This is a genomic window from Pandoraea sputorum (assembly GCF_000814845.2).
Taxonomy (GTDB): domain Bacteria; phylum Pseudomonadota; class Gammaproteobacteria; order Burkholderiales; family Burkholderiaceae; genus Pandoraea; species Pandoraea sputorum.
In genome coordinates, this window is the sequence record NZ_CP010431.2 from 3132423 (window position 1) to 3150185 (window position 17763).

Genomic DNA, 17763 nt, shown 5'->3' on the forward strand with positions numbered 1-17763 from the left:
TCAGGTACCAGTGACGAGACTCTTGTCGTCCCCGTCGTTCTCGTCGTCATCCATCGCACCGGGCGTCGGCTGCCCGGCGGCGGCTTCGTTCGCTGCCGGGTCGACAGCGTGCGGGGAAACCTCTTGCGCCAACGACGCTGCGGGATCTGCCGACTGCGTCGCACCTTCTTGCGCGCCTTCTTCTATACCGACGCTCTGCACATCTTGCGGCGAATCGTCACCGGTAGGCGCCGCAGATTCCGATACTTCGGAAAATTCCTCGTGTTGCGCATCGACAGACACCGCCGATTCGATGACGATGTCATCGCCCAGCGCTTTGACGGTTACGGCAGTTTCGGCATCACGGGTTGCGAACGATGCATCGTCCTCCCCATCTTCCTTGCTGCGCACCGTCTCATCGGCGTCGCCCTGCTCACTGACGTGCCCCGTGTCCGCGAGTTCCGCCACATCGGACGAAATCTCTGTCGATGCATCGGCGTCGAGCGCCACAACATCGGTGGATGCCTGCACTTCGCCTTCGGCCAGCACGGCATCGAGCAGCGCGTCTTCCGACAGTGCGTCGCCGCCGACCGGTAGCGGGCGCTGGCCTTCCGGCAGCCCCTGCGCGAGCGGCAGATCGTCGGCACGCGATTGCGCCAGACGGGCCAGCGCCTCGGCATCGGCCACCGGCGCGTCGTCCGAGGCTTGCGCTTCGCCTTCTTCGCCCTCGGCACGCTCACCGAACTCGATGTTCTGCTGCGCCAGCAGATCGATCTGCGCCTGCGCGGCCGGGTCTTCCAACGGCGGCAACGCATCGAGCGCGCGCAGGCCGAGGTCGTCAAGGAAGTCCTTGGTCGTCGCGTACAGACCGGGGCGTCCCGGCACGTCGCGATGACCGATCACTTCGATCCAGCCACGATCTTCGAGCTGCTTGATGATCTGCGTATTGACCGTCACGCCGCGAATCTCTTCGATATCGCCACGCGTGACCGGCTGACGGTAAGCAATGATCGCCAGCGTCTCCATCACAGCGCGCGAGTACTTCGGCGGCTTCTCCGGATTGAGGCGGTCAAGGTATTCACGCATGCGCGGACGGCTTTGGAAACGCCAGCCGGTGGCCAACGCCACCAATTCCACACCTCGGCCATCCCATTGCACGCGGATTTCCTCGAGCAGCGCACGCACCGTGTCACCAGACACGGCGTCATTGAAGAGCTTACGCAGATCGCCGACCTTGAGCGGCTCCTGCGCGCAAATCAACGCGGTCTCGAGGACGAGTTTCGCCTCTTGGGTATTCATGTGCGACTATGCAGACCGGGGGCTTGGCAACCCGGTATCAGGAATAAATGGATGCTTGGAACCAGAAAACGGTCGTCGATAGAAGACTACCGTTTCGCATAAGCGCGCGCCCTATTGTGTTCGGTCGTAGTGACGGCGGCGCGACCAGAATGCTTCGAAACGACCTGCCGGGAAAACGCCCAGGCCGATAGTGCGGCAAGACGGACGTCCGGTATGTGCGCAATTATTACTGAAACATCCACGCCCGTAAAGCGCCGTCACAAACCTTGACGTCCCGGCTGCCGAAACGAAGGGTCGACGCCTCATGGTAAACTCTCGAAATAACTTCAGGGGCCTCCATGACCACCGACATCGGTCGCATTCCCGGCAACCCCATCCCGGTTGCCCAGCCTCGTTGTTCCACGTGCTCGCTGGGGCAGTTCTGTCTGCCCGTCGGCATCCCTGAGCCGGAGCTGGAACGACTTGACGCACTCGTGAGCGAGCGCCGCCGCCTCAAAAAGGGCGAAGTGCTTTATCACGCCAACGATGACCTCACCGCCGTCTACGGCATTCGTTTCGGGTCACTCAAAAGCTGTGTCACGGCCCCCGACGGCCGCGAACAGGTCGTCGGCTTCCACCTTCAGGGCGAACTGATCGGCCTCGACGCCGTGGCCGACAACCATCACCCGAGCACCGCTGTGGCGCTCGAAGACAGCGAACTGTGCATCGCCCGCTTCGGCGAGCTTGAGACGCTCTCACGCCAGGTGCCGTCGCTGCAACGCCAGTTGCATCGTCTGATGAGCCAGGAAATCCGCAACGAGCACCAGCAACTGCTCGCCCTGGGGACGATGCGCGCCGAGGAGCGTCTGGCCGTCTTCCTGCTGAACCTCTCCGAGCGCCTGTCCGCACGGGGTTACGCTGCCAACGAATTCGTGCTGCGTATGAGCCGTGAGGAAATCGGCAGCTTCCTGGGTCTCAAACTGGAAACGGTCAGCCGCCTGTTCTCGCGTTTCGCGCAGAATGGGATGATCGAAATCCGTCAACGCCACGTCAAGATCATCGACGGCGCCGCCCTGCGCGAACTCGCCGGCGTGCAGCACTGCTGATCCGGTTGCCGGGGGTGCGGAGCGCCCCCGCTCACACATCCCCACACAACCCCGCACCCTCTGCGCTGCGACTTTCTCGCGTTGCCGATCTGTCGCCAATTCGCTACTGATCCGTTACCGATAAGCTACCGGCCCGGCCCTCCCGGTGCCTTGCGCCAGATCAAAAGGACCGACGTTCGACAAGCATCGGCAAACGCTCCATAATCGGCGCGTTCGCCGCCCCGCCTGTCGGTCGAGGGCGACCACGCATACGACACGCGCTTGTATCCGATGGAGGACGCCGTTATGCCCGCTGCCATATTTCTCAGTCCGGAAGACGCCGAACATGCGTTCTACGAAGCCCTGCGCGCTGGCGATACGGACTTGCTGATGGATGTCTGGTCGGAAGACGAGGAAGTCGTGTGCATTCACCCTGCGGGGCCACGGCACGTCGGCCCGGCGGCGGTCAGAGCAAGCTGGCAAGAGGTCCTCGCCAAAGGCGGCTTGCAAGTGACGGCGAATCAACTTCAAGTGGCCCACAATCCGTTGTGCGCCGTTCACAACGTTCTTGAGCAGATTCAGGTCGAGAGTCGGCCGGAAGCGCGCTTCGCTTTCGTGCTCGCCACGAACGTCTATCTGAAAGAAGCCGACGGTTGGCGATTGGTGCTACATCATGCCAGCCCGGCCATCGGTCACGAAGACACCGGCTCGCAGTTGCCGAGGACGCATCGGCTCCATTGAGCGGGCCTAATGGGCATTCGTCGGCATTCATCAGCCCCCCCGTCAGCCCTCATCGGACCTTAATCCCCCGCCGCAGGCCACTGCGCCTCCCAGTACGGCACCGGACTGAAGCGCGCCTGCAGGAACTCGATCATCGCCTGCGTCTTGGGCGGCACGAACACCCGGCTCGGATAGACGGCCCAGATGGCGACCTCCTCCGCGAGCGGATACGCTGGCAACACTGGCACCAGTTCTCCGCGCTGCAAATGGGCCGCAACATCCCACGTCGACTTCAGCGCAATACCCAACCCTGCCAGCACGGCGTCGCGCAGTACCTCCCCGTTATCCGACACCAGACGCCCGGACACGCGCACGCTCATCGGGCCGCCCGGCGTCACAAACCGCCAGTCGCGCTGGTCGCCGAGCGTCAGACACTCGTGCTGCGCGAGATCGCCGGGATGCTTCGGTGCGCCATGCGCCGCGAGATACGCGGGCGACGCGCAAAGCGTGCGCCGGTTGGCCGCGAGCTTGCGCGCGATCAGCGTCGAATCGCGCAGTGCCCCGACGCGAATCGCCATGTCGACGCCCTCTTCCAACAGATCGACGACACGGTCCGTCAGTCGGAAATCCAGCGAAATACCGGGATAACGGGCCAGAAACTCAGGCAATGCGGGCGAAATATGCTGACGCGCAAACGACGACGAACACGACACCCGCAACAGGCCCTGCGGCGCGGCAAATCCCTGCCCGACGCTCGCCAGCGCCTGCGCCTCTGCGGCGAGCAACGTCTGCGCCTGCGCGAGGAACACCTCCCCCTCCTGCGTCAACGCCACGCGCCGTGTCGTGCGGTGCAGCAGTCGAGCACCCAGCACAGCTTCGAGTTGTACAAGCCGTGTGCTGGCCGTCGCCGGTGACAGCCCCCGCTCGCGCCCGGCCGCCGACACATTCCCCAGCGCGGCAACCCGAACGAACAACGCTACGGTATCGAGGTCCAATGCCATTTGATGGATTTTCCAAAAAATCTTTTCCGCATTATCCGAATTATCAAAGCAATCGACTAGCCGTAATCTCTCGCTATCGCATCCGGTGCGCCGCCCAATGCCCCTACGCGGGCGTTGCACCCCACTTTCAGGAGAAAACGATGAAAGCCATTGCACTGACCCGATATCTGCCGATCGACGACCCGAAGTCGCTCGAAGACGTTGAACTGCCCACGCCGACCCCGGCAGGGCGTGATCTGCTGATCAAAGTCGAGGCCATTTCCGTGAATCCGGTCGACACCAAGGTGCGCGCCCCGAAGGACAAGGTCGAAGCGAGTCCGCGCGTGCTGGGCTGGGACGCCGCAGGCACCGTCGCGGCGGTCGGCCCCGACGTCACACTCTTCAAGGTCGGCGACCCCGTGTACTACGCCGGCAGCATCACGCGCCCCGGCGCGAACAGCGAGTTCCATCTGGTGGACGAACGGATCACTGGCCATATGCCCGCGTCGCTCGACTTCGCGAACGCCGCTGCCCTGCCACTCACGACGATCACCGCGTGGGAAGCCCTGTTCGACCGCCTCGGCGTGGCGCCCGATGGCAGCGACGAAGGCAAGTCGGTCCTGATCGTCGGTGGTGCAGGCGGCGTGGGTTCCATCGCCATTCAGCTCGCACGACGTCTGGCCAAGCTCACCGTCGTCGCCACAGCCTCGCGTCCGGAGTCGGCCGACTGGTGCCGTCAGCTCGGCGCGCAACACGTCATTGACCACTATCAGGACATGCCGACGCAGCTCAAAGCCATCGGCTTGCCACAAGTGGACTTCGCGCTGTGCCTGAACGACACCGATACGCACTTCCCGGCGATGGCCGAGGCCGTCGCACCGCAAGGCAAGATCTGCTCGATTGTGGAGAACGCCGGGCCGCTGGAAATCGGTCTACTCAAGAGCAAGAGCGCCACGTTCGTCTGGGAGTTCATGTTCACGCGCGCCATGTACGAGACGCCGGACATGATTGCGCAGCACACGCTGCTGACCGAAGTCGCCCGTCTGGTGGACGCGGGCACGTTGCGCACGACGGTCGGCCAGGTCATCGGTCCGATCAACGCCACGAACCTGCGTCGCGCCCACGCGCAACTGGAAGGCGGACGCACCATCGGCAAGCTCGTGCTCGCCGGATTCTGACCGGGTTCCGACGCCAGGGCCGGGCAGCGCCTCTTCCGCGCCTGCCCCTTCCCGTCGCGCCACTGCGCAAACGAAAACGGCGCTTGCCCGCAAAGGCAAGCGCCGCTTTGTCGTCGATGAGTCGATGAGGCGTCGACGGGACGTCGGTGGGGCGTCTATGAGGCATTTGTCAGACACCTCAACGCACCGCCATCACTTCGCGGACGGCACCGTCCCCTCCGGCAACGCCACCGCCTGCGCCGGATGGATGATCTCGCCACCGAGCGCCTCTACACCGGCGATCAGTCGCTCGAAAGCCGCGCCCACCAGCGACGGGTCGCCCTTCACGCCGAGATCGATGTGGCGACGCGCATACACCGCGCCGCGCTCGGCATCGCCCACGCTCGGCAGGCTGAACACCTTGATGCCGTCGTACTCGGCTTCGATGGCTTCCATGAGCGGCGTGAGCGTCGATTCGGCCAGTCCGAAGACCAGCACCGAGCGTTCGGTGTGTTTCGTCAGGTGATGCAGATCCGCGTAGTACGTGTCGAGCACCCACGCCATCATCGGCCACGCCATGACCGGGAACCCGGGCATGAAGTGGTGTTGCTCCACGGAGAACCCCGGGATCTTGTTGTACGGATTGGGCAGCACGCGCGCGCCGACCGGAAATTCGCCCATCTTCAGACGATGACGGTTATCGGCCTGCGTCATGTCGGCGCGGCCGTCAGGGCTCGTGTCGGCGATGCGCTCCATGATCAGCGCCTCGGCTTCGGGCGTGAGCACCAGCGGCACATTGAGCGCCGCCGCCGCGCATTGGCGCGTGTGATCGTCCGGCGTGGCCCCGATGCCGCCCGTCACGAAGACGATATCGTCGCTCGCGAACGTACGGCGCAGCGTGGCCGTAATACGCGCCGGATCGTCGCCCACATACTCCGCCCAGCCGAGCTGCATGCCGCGTTCGGTGAGCAATTCGATGAACTTGGGCAGATGCTTGTCGTGACGGCGTCCCGAGAGAATCTCGTCGCCGATGATGATGATGCCGACCGCCATGATGCTTCCTTTTCTCTTGTCGTCAGACCGTGGGGGCCCCGGATGCCCCGGGTGAAATTGCGGCGCTGCCCGACGGCAGCGCGCAGTGTGACGATTGTGCCACTTTCAGGGCGAACCGTTCGGCGACCCCGACGACTCGGAAGGCCCCGGCAGCAGCGGCGGCAAATCCTCGCTCTCCGGCTGCGGCGCACCCGCCTCGGGCAGGACGGTCGCGGCGAAGGTCGGTTCCCGATGCGCGTCCTCAGCACGCATGCGCGACAGTGCGCGCAGGCAATAGTGAGCGAACCACAGTGCCGAGAACACGAAGATCACCACGTAGAGCCAGATCGCGAGCAGCGCAATGACCGGGAACAGCACGATCATGACGACGGACGAGACCCACAACAGGGTCGGCAGCGAGCCGAGCAACCCGGTCGCCACGCCGATCACCAGCAACGGCAGCCGCTTCTCGCGCACCAGTCGACGCCGCTCCTCCGGACTCGCGTGATACGCCAGCGCGTCGTACGTCATTACGCGGTACGTCAGCCAGCCCCACAGCAGTGGCGGCACGATGGCGAAGAACGGCGGCACGAGCCACAGCGGCAGCGTAATGAGGGCCGCAATCAGGAAGACGAGCGTCGCGCCGAGCGATTGCCCGAGGCTGCCCCAGAACGAGCCGCCCTGACGCGCCTCAAGATGAATGAAATGCCGCCGTGAGAGATGGCGCAACACCGCTGGCATCGACCATCCGGCAATGAGTAGCAGTGCGGTGACGACAATCAGTGGAACGAGCAGCGCAACGAGAATGAAAGGCGCGAGCGCCATGCGCACGCTGTCGACGCCAAAATAGCCGAAGAAGCGGTAAATCCACTGCGTGAATTCCCACTGTTCGAGCCAGACGCGAAGGAAATCGGTGAACGGTTCCCATCCGAACCAGATCACAGCGCCCCAGAGAAGACCGGAGACGATGAAGGGCATTGCGGTGAGCCAGAGCATGCGGGGATGCAGCAGACTCACGAGCGCGCGGCCAAGCGCGCGAAGTATATCGTTCATGCAGGTGCGGTACGAACCGGTCCGGGTGTCTGCGCGACGCCCGGACGGTCAGGCCTTGGAAAGTAAGGCCTTGATGTTACAGCACCGGCGCGCGGTCGTAGAAATAGATCCCGTGGGGGAGCGTCCGACCGGAATGGTGTTGATCAGCTTGCGCGACGCCAGATCGATGATGCCGACCTTGCGCGCCCAACGGAACGTCACCCACAGTTGCTTCTTGTCGGCGGTCAGTTCCATATCGTCCGGTCCCGGCAGCAGCCCGGTGATGTTGCCGACATTGGTCAGCGACTCCTGATCGATGATGCTGATCGTGCTCGACACGCGGTTCGAGATCAGCACATGCTTGCCGTCGGCCAGCGAACGGAAGTTGTGCGCGCCCTTGCCCGTCGGAATCGTCTTCACGACCTTCTGGTTACGCCAGTCGACCACGGCCGCGTAGTCCGCACCGGTCATGCCCACGAGCAAATACTTGTCGTTCGGCGTGAGCCACACACCGGCCGGGCTATCGCCGACCTTCATCTTCCAGATCACCTTTTGGGTCGCCAGATCGATGGCAGCGACTTCATTCGATTCCTGCAACGAAATGAAGACAAGCTTGCTGTCCTGCGTGAACACCAGATGGCTCGGCATTTTCTTGATCGGAATGCGCTGCGCCACGCTCAGATTCTTGCCGTCGAAGCGATAGACGTCCACCCGGTCCAGACGCAGCGCGTTCGCCACGAACCACTTCTTGTCCGGCGAAAAACCGATCTGGTATGGATCTTCGATGTTCTCGATCTTGCGCTGGATCTGCCCCGTCTTCGGATCGAGGAAGACGAGATTGTTACCGACCGAGTTGGCAACGATGAGCGACTGGTTGTCCGGCGTGGCCATCAGGTGGTGCGGCTCTTTGCCGACGGGGAACGTCTGAACGACCTTCTGCGTGGCCTTGTCGATCAGGCTGACACTCGCATCGGCCGAATTGAGCACGACCACGACGCTGTCGGGCGCAGGCGTCGCAGCCCGCACGGGACCGGCCAGCGCCGCCAGACCGAAGGAAGCCGCCAGACTGGCAGCGATCAGAAGTTTGCGCATTACGGAGTCTCTCGAAAATCGCTCGGAAAAGTCCCGCTATTGTAGGCCGGGAACGCGCTACCAACCCGCATCCTGCGGACTTTTTTGATCAGGCGAAACACAATTCCAACACTTCATGACGCAACGCAAACGGTCGCGAAGATTGGAGACGAATCAGTGACAAAAATGGCGTCCGGCACGACTGCCAGACGCCACAGAATGTCCACGTCTCACAGCCCTCAGCGCTGCAACGCTTCCCAGACCTTGTGCAAACGTTTCACCGACACCGGCATGGGCGTGCGCAACTCCTGCGCGAAGAGCGACACCCGCAGCTCTTCGAGCAGCCAGCGGAACTCGTCGAGCCGTGCGTCGTGCGAGTCACGGCGTTGAGAGGTCGCCCGTTGCCAGTTCTGAAGCAGCGGCCCGAGTTCGCTCATGGCGCGGGCGTCGCGCGTCGGATCGGCCTTGAGCTTGTCGATGCGCCCCGCCATCGCCTTCAGATAACGCGGGAAGTGCGCCAACTGTGCATAAGGCGTGTCGATGAGAAAACGCTTGCCGATCAGGCGTTGCAACTGCGCCGTCATATCGGCGTGCGCCTGCGCGAACGGTTTGGCCTGCGCCAGCTTCTTCTGGAGCGCAGCGTACTCGGTGAGGATCTGTCCGGCGAGCCGGGCAATTTCCTGTGCGAGCAACGTCAGACGGCCCCGCCCTTCGTCCTTGCGCGCGACGAACGACGCGTTATCGCCCGGCCACGGCAGTTGCAGGCAGGCCCGCTCCAGCGACAGATCGACGATCTGGTCGCGCAGTTCTTCCTGCGTACCCAGCCCCATGTACTGCATCGCCATCTGCTGCAAGCCGGGGATGTTCTTCTCGAGATACTTCACCTGTTCGCGCAGTTGAATGGCGAAAAGACGTCGCAGCCCGGCGCGATGCTGGCGCTGCGCCTCGTCCGGATCGTCGAAGACCTCAAGATCGCAATGGTCGCCACGGTCGACCAACGCCGGGTAGCCGAACAGCGTCTGCCCGCCCCGACGAATCTCCAGCATCTCCGGCAACTCGCCAAAGCTCCAGGTGGTGAGATTGTCGTAGCGACCGGGTTCGACGGCGGCGGCCGGGGCAGCACCTTGCACCGGCGACTTGCCACCCTCCTTGCCTGCCTTGCCCCCTTCGGACGCCTGTCCCCCCTTCGGCACGCCGCCCGCTTGCGACTCGGCGGCGACGTTGCCCGTGGGCGTCGCGCCGCTCCTGGCTGCGATTTGCTGGAACGTGCGTTGCGCCTGCTGGCCGAGTTCGGCCCGCAGTTGCGCCAGATTGCGTCCCATGCCGAGCTGACGGCCGTGCTCGTCGATCACCTTGAAGTTCATCGACAAATGCGCCGGGAGCATTTCGAGCTTGAAGTCGCTCGACTTGAGCATGACGCCGGTCAACTCACGCGCGTCGGCCATCAGCGCATCGAGCAGCGCGCCCTGACCGAACGTCGCCCGGTCGAGGAAGCCCGCAGCGTACTCCGGCAGCGGTACGAAGTGGCGACGCAGCTTCTGCGGCAGCGACTTCATCAGCAGATGCGCCTTTTCCTTGAGCATTCCGGGCACGAGCCACTCGCAACGGCGTGCATCGACCTGATTGAGCGCATAGAGCGGCACAGCGAGCGTCACGCCGTCGCGCGGCGAGCCCGGCTCGAAGTGGTAGGTCAGCGCCATCTCTACGCCTGCGATAACCGTCTTCTTCGGGAACAGATCGGTCGTCACCCCTGCCGCCTCGTGACGCATGAGATCGTCGCGCACGAGGTAGAGCAGCTTGGGCGATCCCTTGGCCGTCTCCCGATACCAATGCTCGAAACTCGCGCCGTCGTACAAATCGGCGGGCACGTGAGCGTCGTAGAACGCGTAGATCAGTTCGTCGTCGACGAGCACGTCCTGACGGCGCGACTTGTGTTCAAGCTGTTCGATGTCCGCAATAAGCTTGCGGTTATGAGCGAAGAACGGGAGCTTCGTCTCCCATTCGCCTTCCACCAGAGCACTGCGCAGGAAGATTTCCCGCGCGCGACGCGGATCGCGCGGACCGAAGTTCATGCGTCGACGCGCGTAGATCGTCAGGCCGTACAACGTGCCACGCTCATAAGCGGTGACCTGCGCGGGCTTCTTCTCCCAGTGCGCGTCGGACAGCGACGTCTTCACCAGATGCTTGCCCACGCGCTCGATCCACTCGGGCTCGATGCGAGCAATGCAGCGCGCGTAAAGACGACTGGTCTCCACCAACTCGCCTGCCATCACCCAGCGTCCAGCCTTCTTCACCAGCGACGAGCCCGGCCAGATGTGAAACTTGATGCCGTGTGCGCCGAGGAAGTGCGGATCGTCGTCGGCCTTGCAGCCGATGTTGCCGAGCAGACCCGCGAGTAGTGCCAGATGCACTTGCTCATAGGTGGCTTCCGATTCGTTCAGACGCCAGCCCTGCTCGCGCACCACGGTGAGCAACTGGCTATGGACGTCGCGCCATTCGCGCAGACGCAACTGCGACAGGAAGTTCTCCCGGCAGGCTTGCGCCAGCAGCCGGTTGGACTTTTTGTGCGCAATCGCCTCTTCGAACCACTTCCAGATCTTGATCCACGACAGGAACTCGGACTTTTCGTCGGCGAACTTCTTGTGCGCGTTGTCGGCGGCGTCCTGCGCTTCGATGGGCCGATCGCGGGGGTCCTGTACCGCCAGACCGCTCGCGATGATGAGCACCTCGCGCAGCGACTGCTGGTCGCGCGCGGCAAGAATCATGCGGCCCACGCGCGGATCGAGCGGCAGACGCGCCAGTTCGCGCCCAAGTGGCGTCAACTGGTTGGTGTCGTCGACCGCACCCAGTTCGTTCAGCAGTTGGTATCCGTCGGCGATGGCGCGCCCCGGCGGCGGTTCGATGAACGGGAATTCCTCGACCTTGGCCAGTCGCAACGACTGCATGCGCAAAATGACCGCAGCCAGCGACGAGCGCAGGATTTCCGGGTCAGTGAAGCGCGCACGCGACTGGAAGTCGGTTTCGTCATAGAGACGGATGCAAATGCCGTCTGCGACACGACCGCATCGCCCGGCCCGTTGGTTGGCCGCCGCCTGCGAGATCGACTCGATCTGCAGTTGCTCGACCTTGTTGCGGTACGAGTAGCGCTTCACGCGCGCGGTACCGGCGTCGACCACATAGCGGATGCCGGGCACGGTCAGCGACGTTTCCGCAACGTTGGTCGCGAGCACGATGCGTCGCGCGTTGGATGGCTTGAACACGCGCTCCTGATCGGTCGCGGACAGACGCGCGAACAGCGGCAGAATTTCGGTGTGCGGCGGATGGTGCTTGCGCAGCGACTCAGCCGCTTCGCGAATCTCGCGCTCACCGGGCAGGAAGACGAGCACGTCGCCCGAGCCTTCGCGACAGAGCTCGTCGACCGCGTCGACGATGCCGTCCATCAGATCGCGCTCCCGGTCTCTCGCGCTGGCGCGGCTGCCCTCGCGGCCTTCGGCGTTGGCAATGCGCACATCGTCCTGAATCGGGCGGTAGCGCACCTCCACCGGATAGAGACGACCGCTCACTTCGATGACCGGCGCGGGACGCAGCGTCTCGCCCTCGCCTGAGCCGAAATGGCGGGCGAAACGGTCGGCGTCGATGGTCGCCGAGGTGATGATGACCTTCAGATCCGGGCGACGCGGCAGCAGTTGCTTGAGGTAGCCGAGCAGAAAGTCGATGTTCAGACTGCGCTCGTGCGCTTCGTCGATGATGAGGGTGTCGTACGCACGCAACAGCGGGTCGGTCTGCGTCTCGGCGAGCAGAATCCCGTCCGTCATCAATTTGACGGACGCGCCGTTGGAAAGCGTGTCGTTGAACCGGACCTTGAAGCCGACGATTTCGCCCAGCGGCGAGTTCAGTTCGTCGGCAATGCGACGCGCGGTGGCCGATGCAGCAATCCTTCGCGGCTGGGTGTGGCCGATGAGACCGGTGCCGCCTGCGCCCAGACCACGCCCGAGTTCGAGACAGATCTTGGGCAACTGGGTCGTTTTCCCCGAGCCGGTTTCCCCACTGACGATCACGACCTGATGGCCAGCAATGGCGCGGGCGATCTCCTCGCGCCGGCCGGAGACCGGCAGCGCTTCGGGGAACTGAATCTCGGGCACGCGGTTGGCGGCGGCCTGTCGGGCGGCAAGCCGCTGCGCGTCAAGCGCGGCGCGCTCAGCGGGCGACAAGCGGCGCGAGGCGTCGCCCCGGCCACCCTGCTCGCCCTGCCCGCCCGGTTGGCGCGCACTGCGTCCACCGCCCTGTGCGGCGTTCGTCGCCGACGTTTGCGGCTTGCGCGGCTCGGCCGGATTGACCGATTTTTTGGGGTTATGAGTTTGCGCGGTGCCCGATGTTTGGGCACGCGTCTGCCCCGGCGCCGTCACTTTCGGCTTCGGGGGCTTAGATTGTCGATTTCGTTCATCACTTGCCATGGGCGCGCATTATATAATCTGCGCATGTTTGCGCACGTACACCCATGCTGACCGAACCCGACCCCGCCCTACAAGACGAAGAGACCGCCCATCAAGCCCAGTTCGTGGACTGGCTGCGCTCGGTCGCTCCTTACATCCATGCCTTCCGTGACAAGACCTTTGTGGTCGCCTTTGGCGGCGAACTGGTCGCGGCCGGTGGACTCGACTCCCTGATTCAGGACGTCGCGCTGCTGTGCGCCATGGGCATGCACATCGTGCTGGTGCACGGCTCGCGACCCCAGGTCGAGGAGCAGATGCGCCTGCGACATATCGAATCGCACTTTGCTCAGCAGTTGCGCATCACGGATGCCGCTGCGCTCGAAGCGGTGAAGGAAGCTGCGGGCGAACTGCGTCTGGATATCGAGGCATCGATCAGCCAGGGGCTGCCAAACACGCCCATGGGCAACGCGCGCATCAGCGTCGTGTCGGGTAACTTCGTGACCGGCCGCCCGGTCGGCATCGTCGACGGCGTGGACTTCCAGCACACGGGCGTGGTCCGCAAGGTCGACGCCGAGTCGATACGCCTGTCGCTCGCGAACGGCAAGATCGTGCTGCTCTCGCCGCTCGGCTTCTCGCCGACCGGCCAGTCGTTCAATCTGACGATGGAAGACGTGGCATCGTCCGCTGCCATCGCTTTGCGCGCGGACAAGCTGATCTTCATCACCGAGACGCCTGGCGTTCTCAACGAATACAACGAGTTGCAGCGCGAACTGACGTTGGAAGACGCCCAGCGCATGCAGTCTCAGGGCACCATCGACCGCGACTCGGCCTTCTATCTGAAGTACGCCACGCGCGCCTGCCGCGCCGGCGTAGGCCGCGCCCACATCGTACCGTTCTCGCTCGACGGCAGCATGCTGCTCGAACTCTTCTCGCACGATGGCGTGGGCACGATGATCTCGTACGAGAATCTGGAAAGCCTGCGCGAAGCGACCATCGACGACGTCGGCGGTATTCTGCAACTCATCGAACCGCTGGAGTCGGACGGCACACTGGTGCGCCGCGGCCGCCATCAGCTCGAACGCGACATCGACCACTTCTCGGTCATCGAGCACGATGGACGCCTCTTCGGTTGCGCAGCGCTCTATCCGTACCCCTCCGAGCGCATCGGCGAGATGGCCTGCCTGACGGTCGATCCGGAAGCGCAAGGCTCTGGCGACGGCGAGCGTCTGCTCAAACACATCGAGCAACGCGCCCGCGCCCGAGGTCTGGAACGCCTGTTCGTGCTTACGACCCGCACGGAACACTGGTTCCTCAAACGCGGTTTCGTCAAAGCAGGTGTCGACGATCTGCCCGCCGACCGCCGCCGCCTCTACAACTGGCAGCGCCGCTCGCTGGTGCTCATCAAGAAACTGTAAACAAGGCGGGCAGGTCCCGCGTGACGCTCGGTCCAATCCCTTGCATCCCGCGCCCCTGCCCCCATATCCGGTTTTCGGCCGCCGCCGTTGGTCCTCGGGACGTGACTTTCGCGAGTTTCCGCTCGCCCCCTCCCGTGAACAACGCGCTGCCCCCATTCACACTACACTCGACGATCACGAAGGAGTTCCCTCATGGCCCGCATGGTTCAATGCATCAAACTCGGCACCGAAGCCGAAGGTCTCGATTTCCCCCCCATGCCCGGTGAACTCGGCAAACGCCTGTGGGAAAGCGTCTCGAAAGAAGCCTGGGCCGGATGGCTCAAGCAACAAACCATGCTCATCAACGAGAACCGCCTGAACATGGCCGATCCCCGCGCCCGTCAGTACCTCGTGAAGCAAACCGAGAAGTACTTCTTCGGGGACGGCGCCGATGTCGCGCAAGGCTACGTGCCGCCGCCCTCCGAGTGAGCCAAAACCTCCCTCCGGGCAGATCGGCACCCTATTCCGGCGCTCAGACATAGACCCAACTCGCTCCAGAACAGGGTACCGATCCGCCCCTCATACGTCCTCAGTGCTTCCTCTCGGGACGTATGGGACAACGACAAAGGGCACATGCCGTCACTCGGCATGTGCCCTTTGTCTATGCCGCTGATCACCCGATGTGCGGGTGTCGGCAGTCCATCTCTGCCATCTCAGCGTTATGCGGGATTCGCCTGCGATTGCGGATCGGCATTCACGCCCGTCGACCGCGCGCCACACTGATGGCAGAAATGCGCAAACGCATTTTTGCGCGTCTTGCACGTGCCGCAATGGTCGAAAAGACAGATGCCGCAGTGCACGCAGTAGTCGCGCGTCGGATCGTCCAGTTTCACCGCCCTCTCACACCCCGGACACACCGACTTCGCCAGCCTTGCCTGCGCCAGATCGTATGACAGTGTCTTGCGACGCTGCTCGTCCGGCAACTGCTCTTCCGCCTTTTGTCGCGCCAGATATCGCTGCAGCGAAACAATGGCGTATCGACCAATCAGCACCGTCAGCACTATCCCGACGAGATACCGCACATAGCCGCCATAGTCCGGCAGGTACGGCACCAACTCGACGAAGAACGCGAACAGCGCGAAGAAGATGAAGCCCCAGACGAATGGCCACCACGTACTCTTGCGCTGACGCACGAATAACCAACCACCAATCGCCAGCAATGGCAGAGTCAGCGCCAGGCGGATACCGAAGACCTTGAGCTCCTGCGAGCGCTGAATCGCCGCCAGTTGCTCACCTGCCGTCACGTCGAGTGCGACGCGCGCTGTACGGGCGGCCTGCACGGCACGCTGAGCATCCAACTGCTTCGATTCGAGCGTGTCGACCTGCGTTTGCGCATCGCGCTCCGCTGTCTTGAGCGCATCGAGGGCACGGGTGCGGGAGACGAGTTCGGCGTCCTGACTGGCCTGCGCCGTCGCGGTTCGCGTTGCCACCCAGTCGTTGAACGACTCGCGCGCATTGCGATAGGCGGTACTGCGCGCCTTGAGCTGCAAACGCGCGGTCTCCAACTGCGCGCCGACGTCTTCCTGCTTCGTCTGCGCCTGTTTGATCGCGGCGTCGGCACGTTCGGCCTGCGCCCGGTCAATGAAGGAATCGAGTGTCGGCGCGGGTGCTACGCCCGGCAATTTGTCGACGACAAGACCGCCCAGCCCGATGAGGAACGCCGCGAACAACACGGCGATCAGCCATAGGCCACGGCGGAACCAGGTTTCGGGGAGACGACGCGATCCAGCCATCCTGCCCTCCCGGGATCAGTTCTTATAGTCGATGGTGCGTACGCCTTCGGGCGTACCCATGAGCGTAATATCCGCGCCGCGTTGCGCAAACAGACCGACCGTCACCACGCCGGGAATCTGGTTGACCTTGGTCTCGAACGCGACCGGGTCGAGAATCTGCAACCCATGCACGTCGAGAATAGCGCAACCGTTGTCGGTCATGTACGGGCTGCCGTCGGCACGCACGCGCGCCTGCGGCTTGCCGCCCAGCGCTTCGAGCGCGCGAGCGACACTTGCCTGCGCCATCGGAATCACTTCGACCGGCAGCGGGAAGACGCCGAGCACGGCGACCTCTTTGGAGGCATCGACCACGCAGACGAATTCCTTCGCCACCGAAGCGACGATCTTCTCGCGCGTAAGTGCGCCGCCACCGCCCTTGACCATGTGGCCGAGCGCATTGATTTCGTCGGCACCGTCGACGTAGACGGGCAGGCTGTCGATCTGGTTGAGATCGAACACTTCGATGCCATGCTTGCGCAGACGCTCGGTGCTCGCTTCGGAACTGGAGACCGCGCCGCGATACCGGCCCTTATGGGCGGCGAGCGCGTCGATGAAGCAATTAGCGGTGGACCCGGTGCCCACGCCGATCACGCTGCCCTCGGGCACGTGTTGATTCACATAGTCGGCAGCAGCCTGGCCGACCAGGCGTTTGAGTTCGTCCTGGGTCATGGGGAATTCCGGCAAAGTTTGGTAAAGTCGGAAGTTTACCGGAGTCGGGCGTGACGCGCCGTTTTTCGTCATCCCGTCGCCGTCTTGCTGTTCCGGCCCCGCGCCGGATGTCATGTCACGCAGTGCTTATCTCGCAAGGCCGCTCTCATGAATCTGCTCGATCAACTCAAGCGTCACACCATCGTCGTTGCCGACACTGGCGACTTCCAGGCGATGGATGCCTACAAGCCCCAAGACGCCACCACCAATCCCTCGCTGATCCTCGGCGCCGTCCAGAAGGACGCCTACCGCCCGATCCTCACGCGAGTGGTCGGCGAGCATCGTGCCGCGTCGATGGACGAGATCATCGACCGTCTGCTGATCGCCTTCGGTAAAGAGATTCTGGATATCGTGCCGGGCCGCGTCTCCACGGAAGTGGACGCCCGCCTGTCGTTCGATACGGCAGGCACCGTCGCGCGCGCCCGCAAGCTCATCGCCATGTACGAAGCCGAAGGCATCGAGCGCGATCGCGTGCTGATCAAGATCGCCTCGACGTGGGAAGGTATTCGCGCCGCCGAAATTCTGGAGCGCGACAAGATTCGCTGCAACATGACGCTGCTGTTCTCGCTGGTGCAGGCCGCCGCGTGCGCTGAAGCCGGGGCCCGGCTGATTTCGCCGTTCGTCGGGCGCATTTACGACTGGTACAAGAAGTCCGCCGGTGCGAACTGGGACGAAGCGGCAAACGCCGGCGTCAACGATCCGGGCGTTCGTTCGGTATCGGCGATCTATCGCTACTACAAGCACTTCGGCCACGACACGGAAGTGATGGGCGCGAGCTTCCGCTCCACCGGCCAGATTCTGGCGCTCTCCGGCTGCGATCTGCTGACGATCAGCCCTGCCCTGCTGGAACAACTGCGTACGACCGAAGGCGAAGTCAAACGTCAGCTCGATGTGAAGGACGCACGCTCGGCCGACATCGCGCGCGTCAAAACGGACGAACCGTCGTTCCGCTTCGCCCTCAACGACGATGCGATGGCGACCGAAAAACTCGCGGAAGGCATTCGCGCGTTTGCGGCCGATGCCATCAAGCTCGAAGGGCTGATCGACGCCGCACGCTAAGAT

The 17763-nt window shown here is 63.6% G+C and carries 13 protein-coding genes and 1 pseudogene; 6 read left to right on the forward strand and 8 right to left on the reverse strand.

Translation table 11 applies throughout. From position 1 onward, the window contains the following. Positions 1–1278 (reverse strand): SMC-Scp complex subunit ScpB, encoded by a 1278-nt coding sequence (gene scpB, locus NA29_RS13765; protein WP_039398894.1) that lies wholly within the window; start codon positions 1276–1278, stop codon positions 1–3. Between the two features lie 338 nt (positions 1279–1616). On the opposite strand from scpB, the gene fnr reads away from it, so the two are divergent. Together fnr and NA29_RS13775 are read left to right on the forward strand one after the other, a co-directional pair. Next, the gene (fnr, locus tag NA29_RS13770; protein WP_052252926.1) at positions 1617–2363 is read left to right on the forward strand and encodes a fumarate/nitrate reduction transcriptional regulator Fnr; all 747 of its coding nucleotides are present in this window, start codon (positions 1617–1619) and stop codon (positions 2361–2363) included. Between the two features lie 285 nt (positions 2364–2648). Beyond that, positions 2649–3083 carry a YybH family protein gene (locus NA29_RS13775; protein WP_039403480.1) on the forward strand — a complete coding sequence of 145 codons (435 nt, stop codon included), beginning with the start codon at positions 2649–2651 and terminating at the stop codon, positions 3081–3083. Between the two features lie 59 nt (positions 3084–3142). Here the strand turns inward: NA29_RS13775 and NA29_RS13780 are convergent, their stop codons facing one another. Continuing rightward, a complete protein-coding gene (locus tag NA29_RS13780) occupies positions 3143–4063 on the reverse strand; it encodes a LysR family transcriptional regulator (protein ID WP_052252927.1) in 921 nt (306 codons plus the stop codon). Between the two features lie 140 nt (positions 4064–4203). Between NA29_RS13780 and NA29_RS13785 the strand changes: the two genes are divergently transcribed. Then, on the forward strand, positions 4204–5220 hold the full coding sequence (locus tag NA29_RS13785) for a zinc-binding alcohol dehydrogenase family protein (protein ID WP_039398896.1): 1017 nt from the start codon (positions 4204–4206) through the stop codon (positions 5218–5220). A gap of 192 nt (positions 5221–5412) precedes the next feature. Here the strand turns inward: NA29_RS13785 and NA29_RS13790 are convergent, their stop codons facing one another. From NA29_RS13790 to hrpA, 4 genes and pseudogenes are all read right to left on the reverse strand, one after another. Next, the gene (locus NA29_RS13790) at positions 5413–6252 is read right to left on the reverse strand and encodes a competence/damage-inducible protein A (protein WP_039398899.1); all 840 of its coding nucleotides are present in this window, start codon (positions 6250–6252) and stop codon (positions 5413–5415) included. Between the two features lie 105 nt (positions 6253–6357). Then, a complete protein-coding gene (locus NA29_RS13795) occupies positions 6358–7284 on the reverse strand; it encodes an EI24 domain-containing protein (protein ID WP_039398901.1) in 927 nt (308 codons plus the stop codon). Positions 7285–7360: 76 nt separating this feature from the next. Continuing rightward, positions 7361–8355, reverse strand: a pseudogene (locus NA29_RS13800) (YVTN family beta-propeller repeat protein). A gap of 218 nt (positions 8356–8573) precedes the next feature. Next, positions 8574–12788 (reverse strand): ATP-dependent RNA helicase HrpA, encoded by a 4215-nt coding sequence (hrpA, locus tag NA29_RS13805; RefSeq protein ID WP_084103736.1) that lies wholly within the window; start codon positions 12786–12788, stop codon positions 8574–8576. Between the two features lie 44 nt (positions 12789–12832). Between hrpA and argA the strand changes: the two genes are divergently transcribed. Together argA and NA29_RS13815 are read left to right on the forward strand one after the other, a co-directional pair. Next, positions 12833–14182 carry an amino-acid N-acetyltransferase gene (gene argA / locus NA29_RS13810; protein ID WP_039398905.1) on the forward strand — a complete coding sequence of 450 codons (1350 nt, stop codon included), beginning with the start codon at positions 12833–12835 and terminating at the stop codon, positions 14180–14182. A 192-nt stretch (positions 14183–14374) separates the two neighbouring features. After that, positions 14375–14650, forward strand: a complete 276-nt coding sequence (locus NA29_RS13815; protein ID WP_039398907.1) for an oxidative damage protection protein — start codon at positions 14375–14377, stop codon at positions 14648–14650. Positions 14651–14880: 230 nt separating this feature from the next. Here NA29_RS13815 and NA29_RS13820 read toward each other — a convergent pair whose 3' ends face one another. Both NA29_RS13820 and rpiA read right to left on the reverse strand, forming a co-directional pair. Next, positions 14881–15954: a serine endopeptidase gene (locus tag NA29_RS13820; RefSeq protein ID WP_052252929.1), complete on the reverse strand. Its 1074-nt coding sequence runs from the start codon at positions 15952–15954 to the stop codon at positions 14881–14883. 15 nt (positions 15955–15969) lie between these two features. Further along, complete coding sequence (gene rpiA, locus NA29_RS13825; RefSeq protein ID WP_039398909.1) at positions 15970–16662, reverse strand: ribose-5-phosphate isomerase RpiA; 693 nt, start codon at positions 16660–16662, stop codon at positions 15970–15972. Positions 16663–16809: 147 nt separating this feature from the next. Between rpiA and tal the strand changes: the two genes are divergently transcribed. Beyond that, positions 16810–17760: a transaldolase gene (gene tal / locus NA29_RS13830; RefSeq protein WP_039398911.1), complete on the forward strand. Its 951-nt coding sequence runs from the start codon at positions 16810–16812 to the stop codon at positions 17758–17760. The last annotated feature ends 3 nt before the right edge of the window (positions 17761–17763 follow it).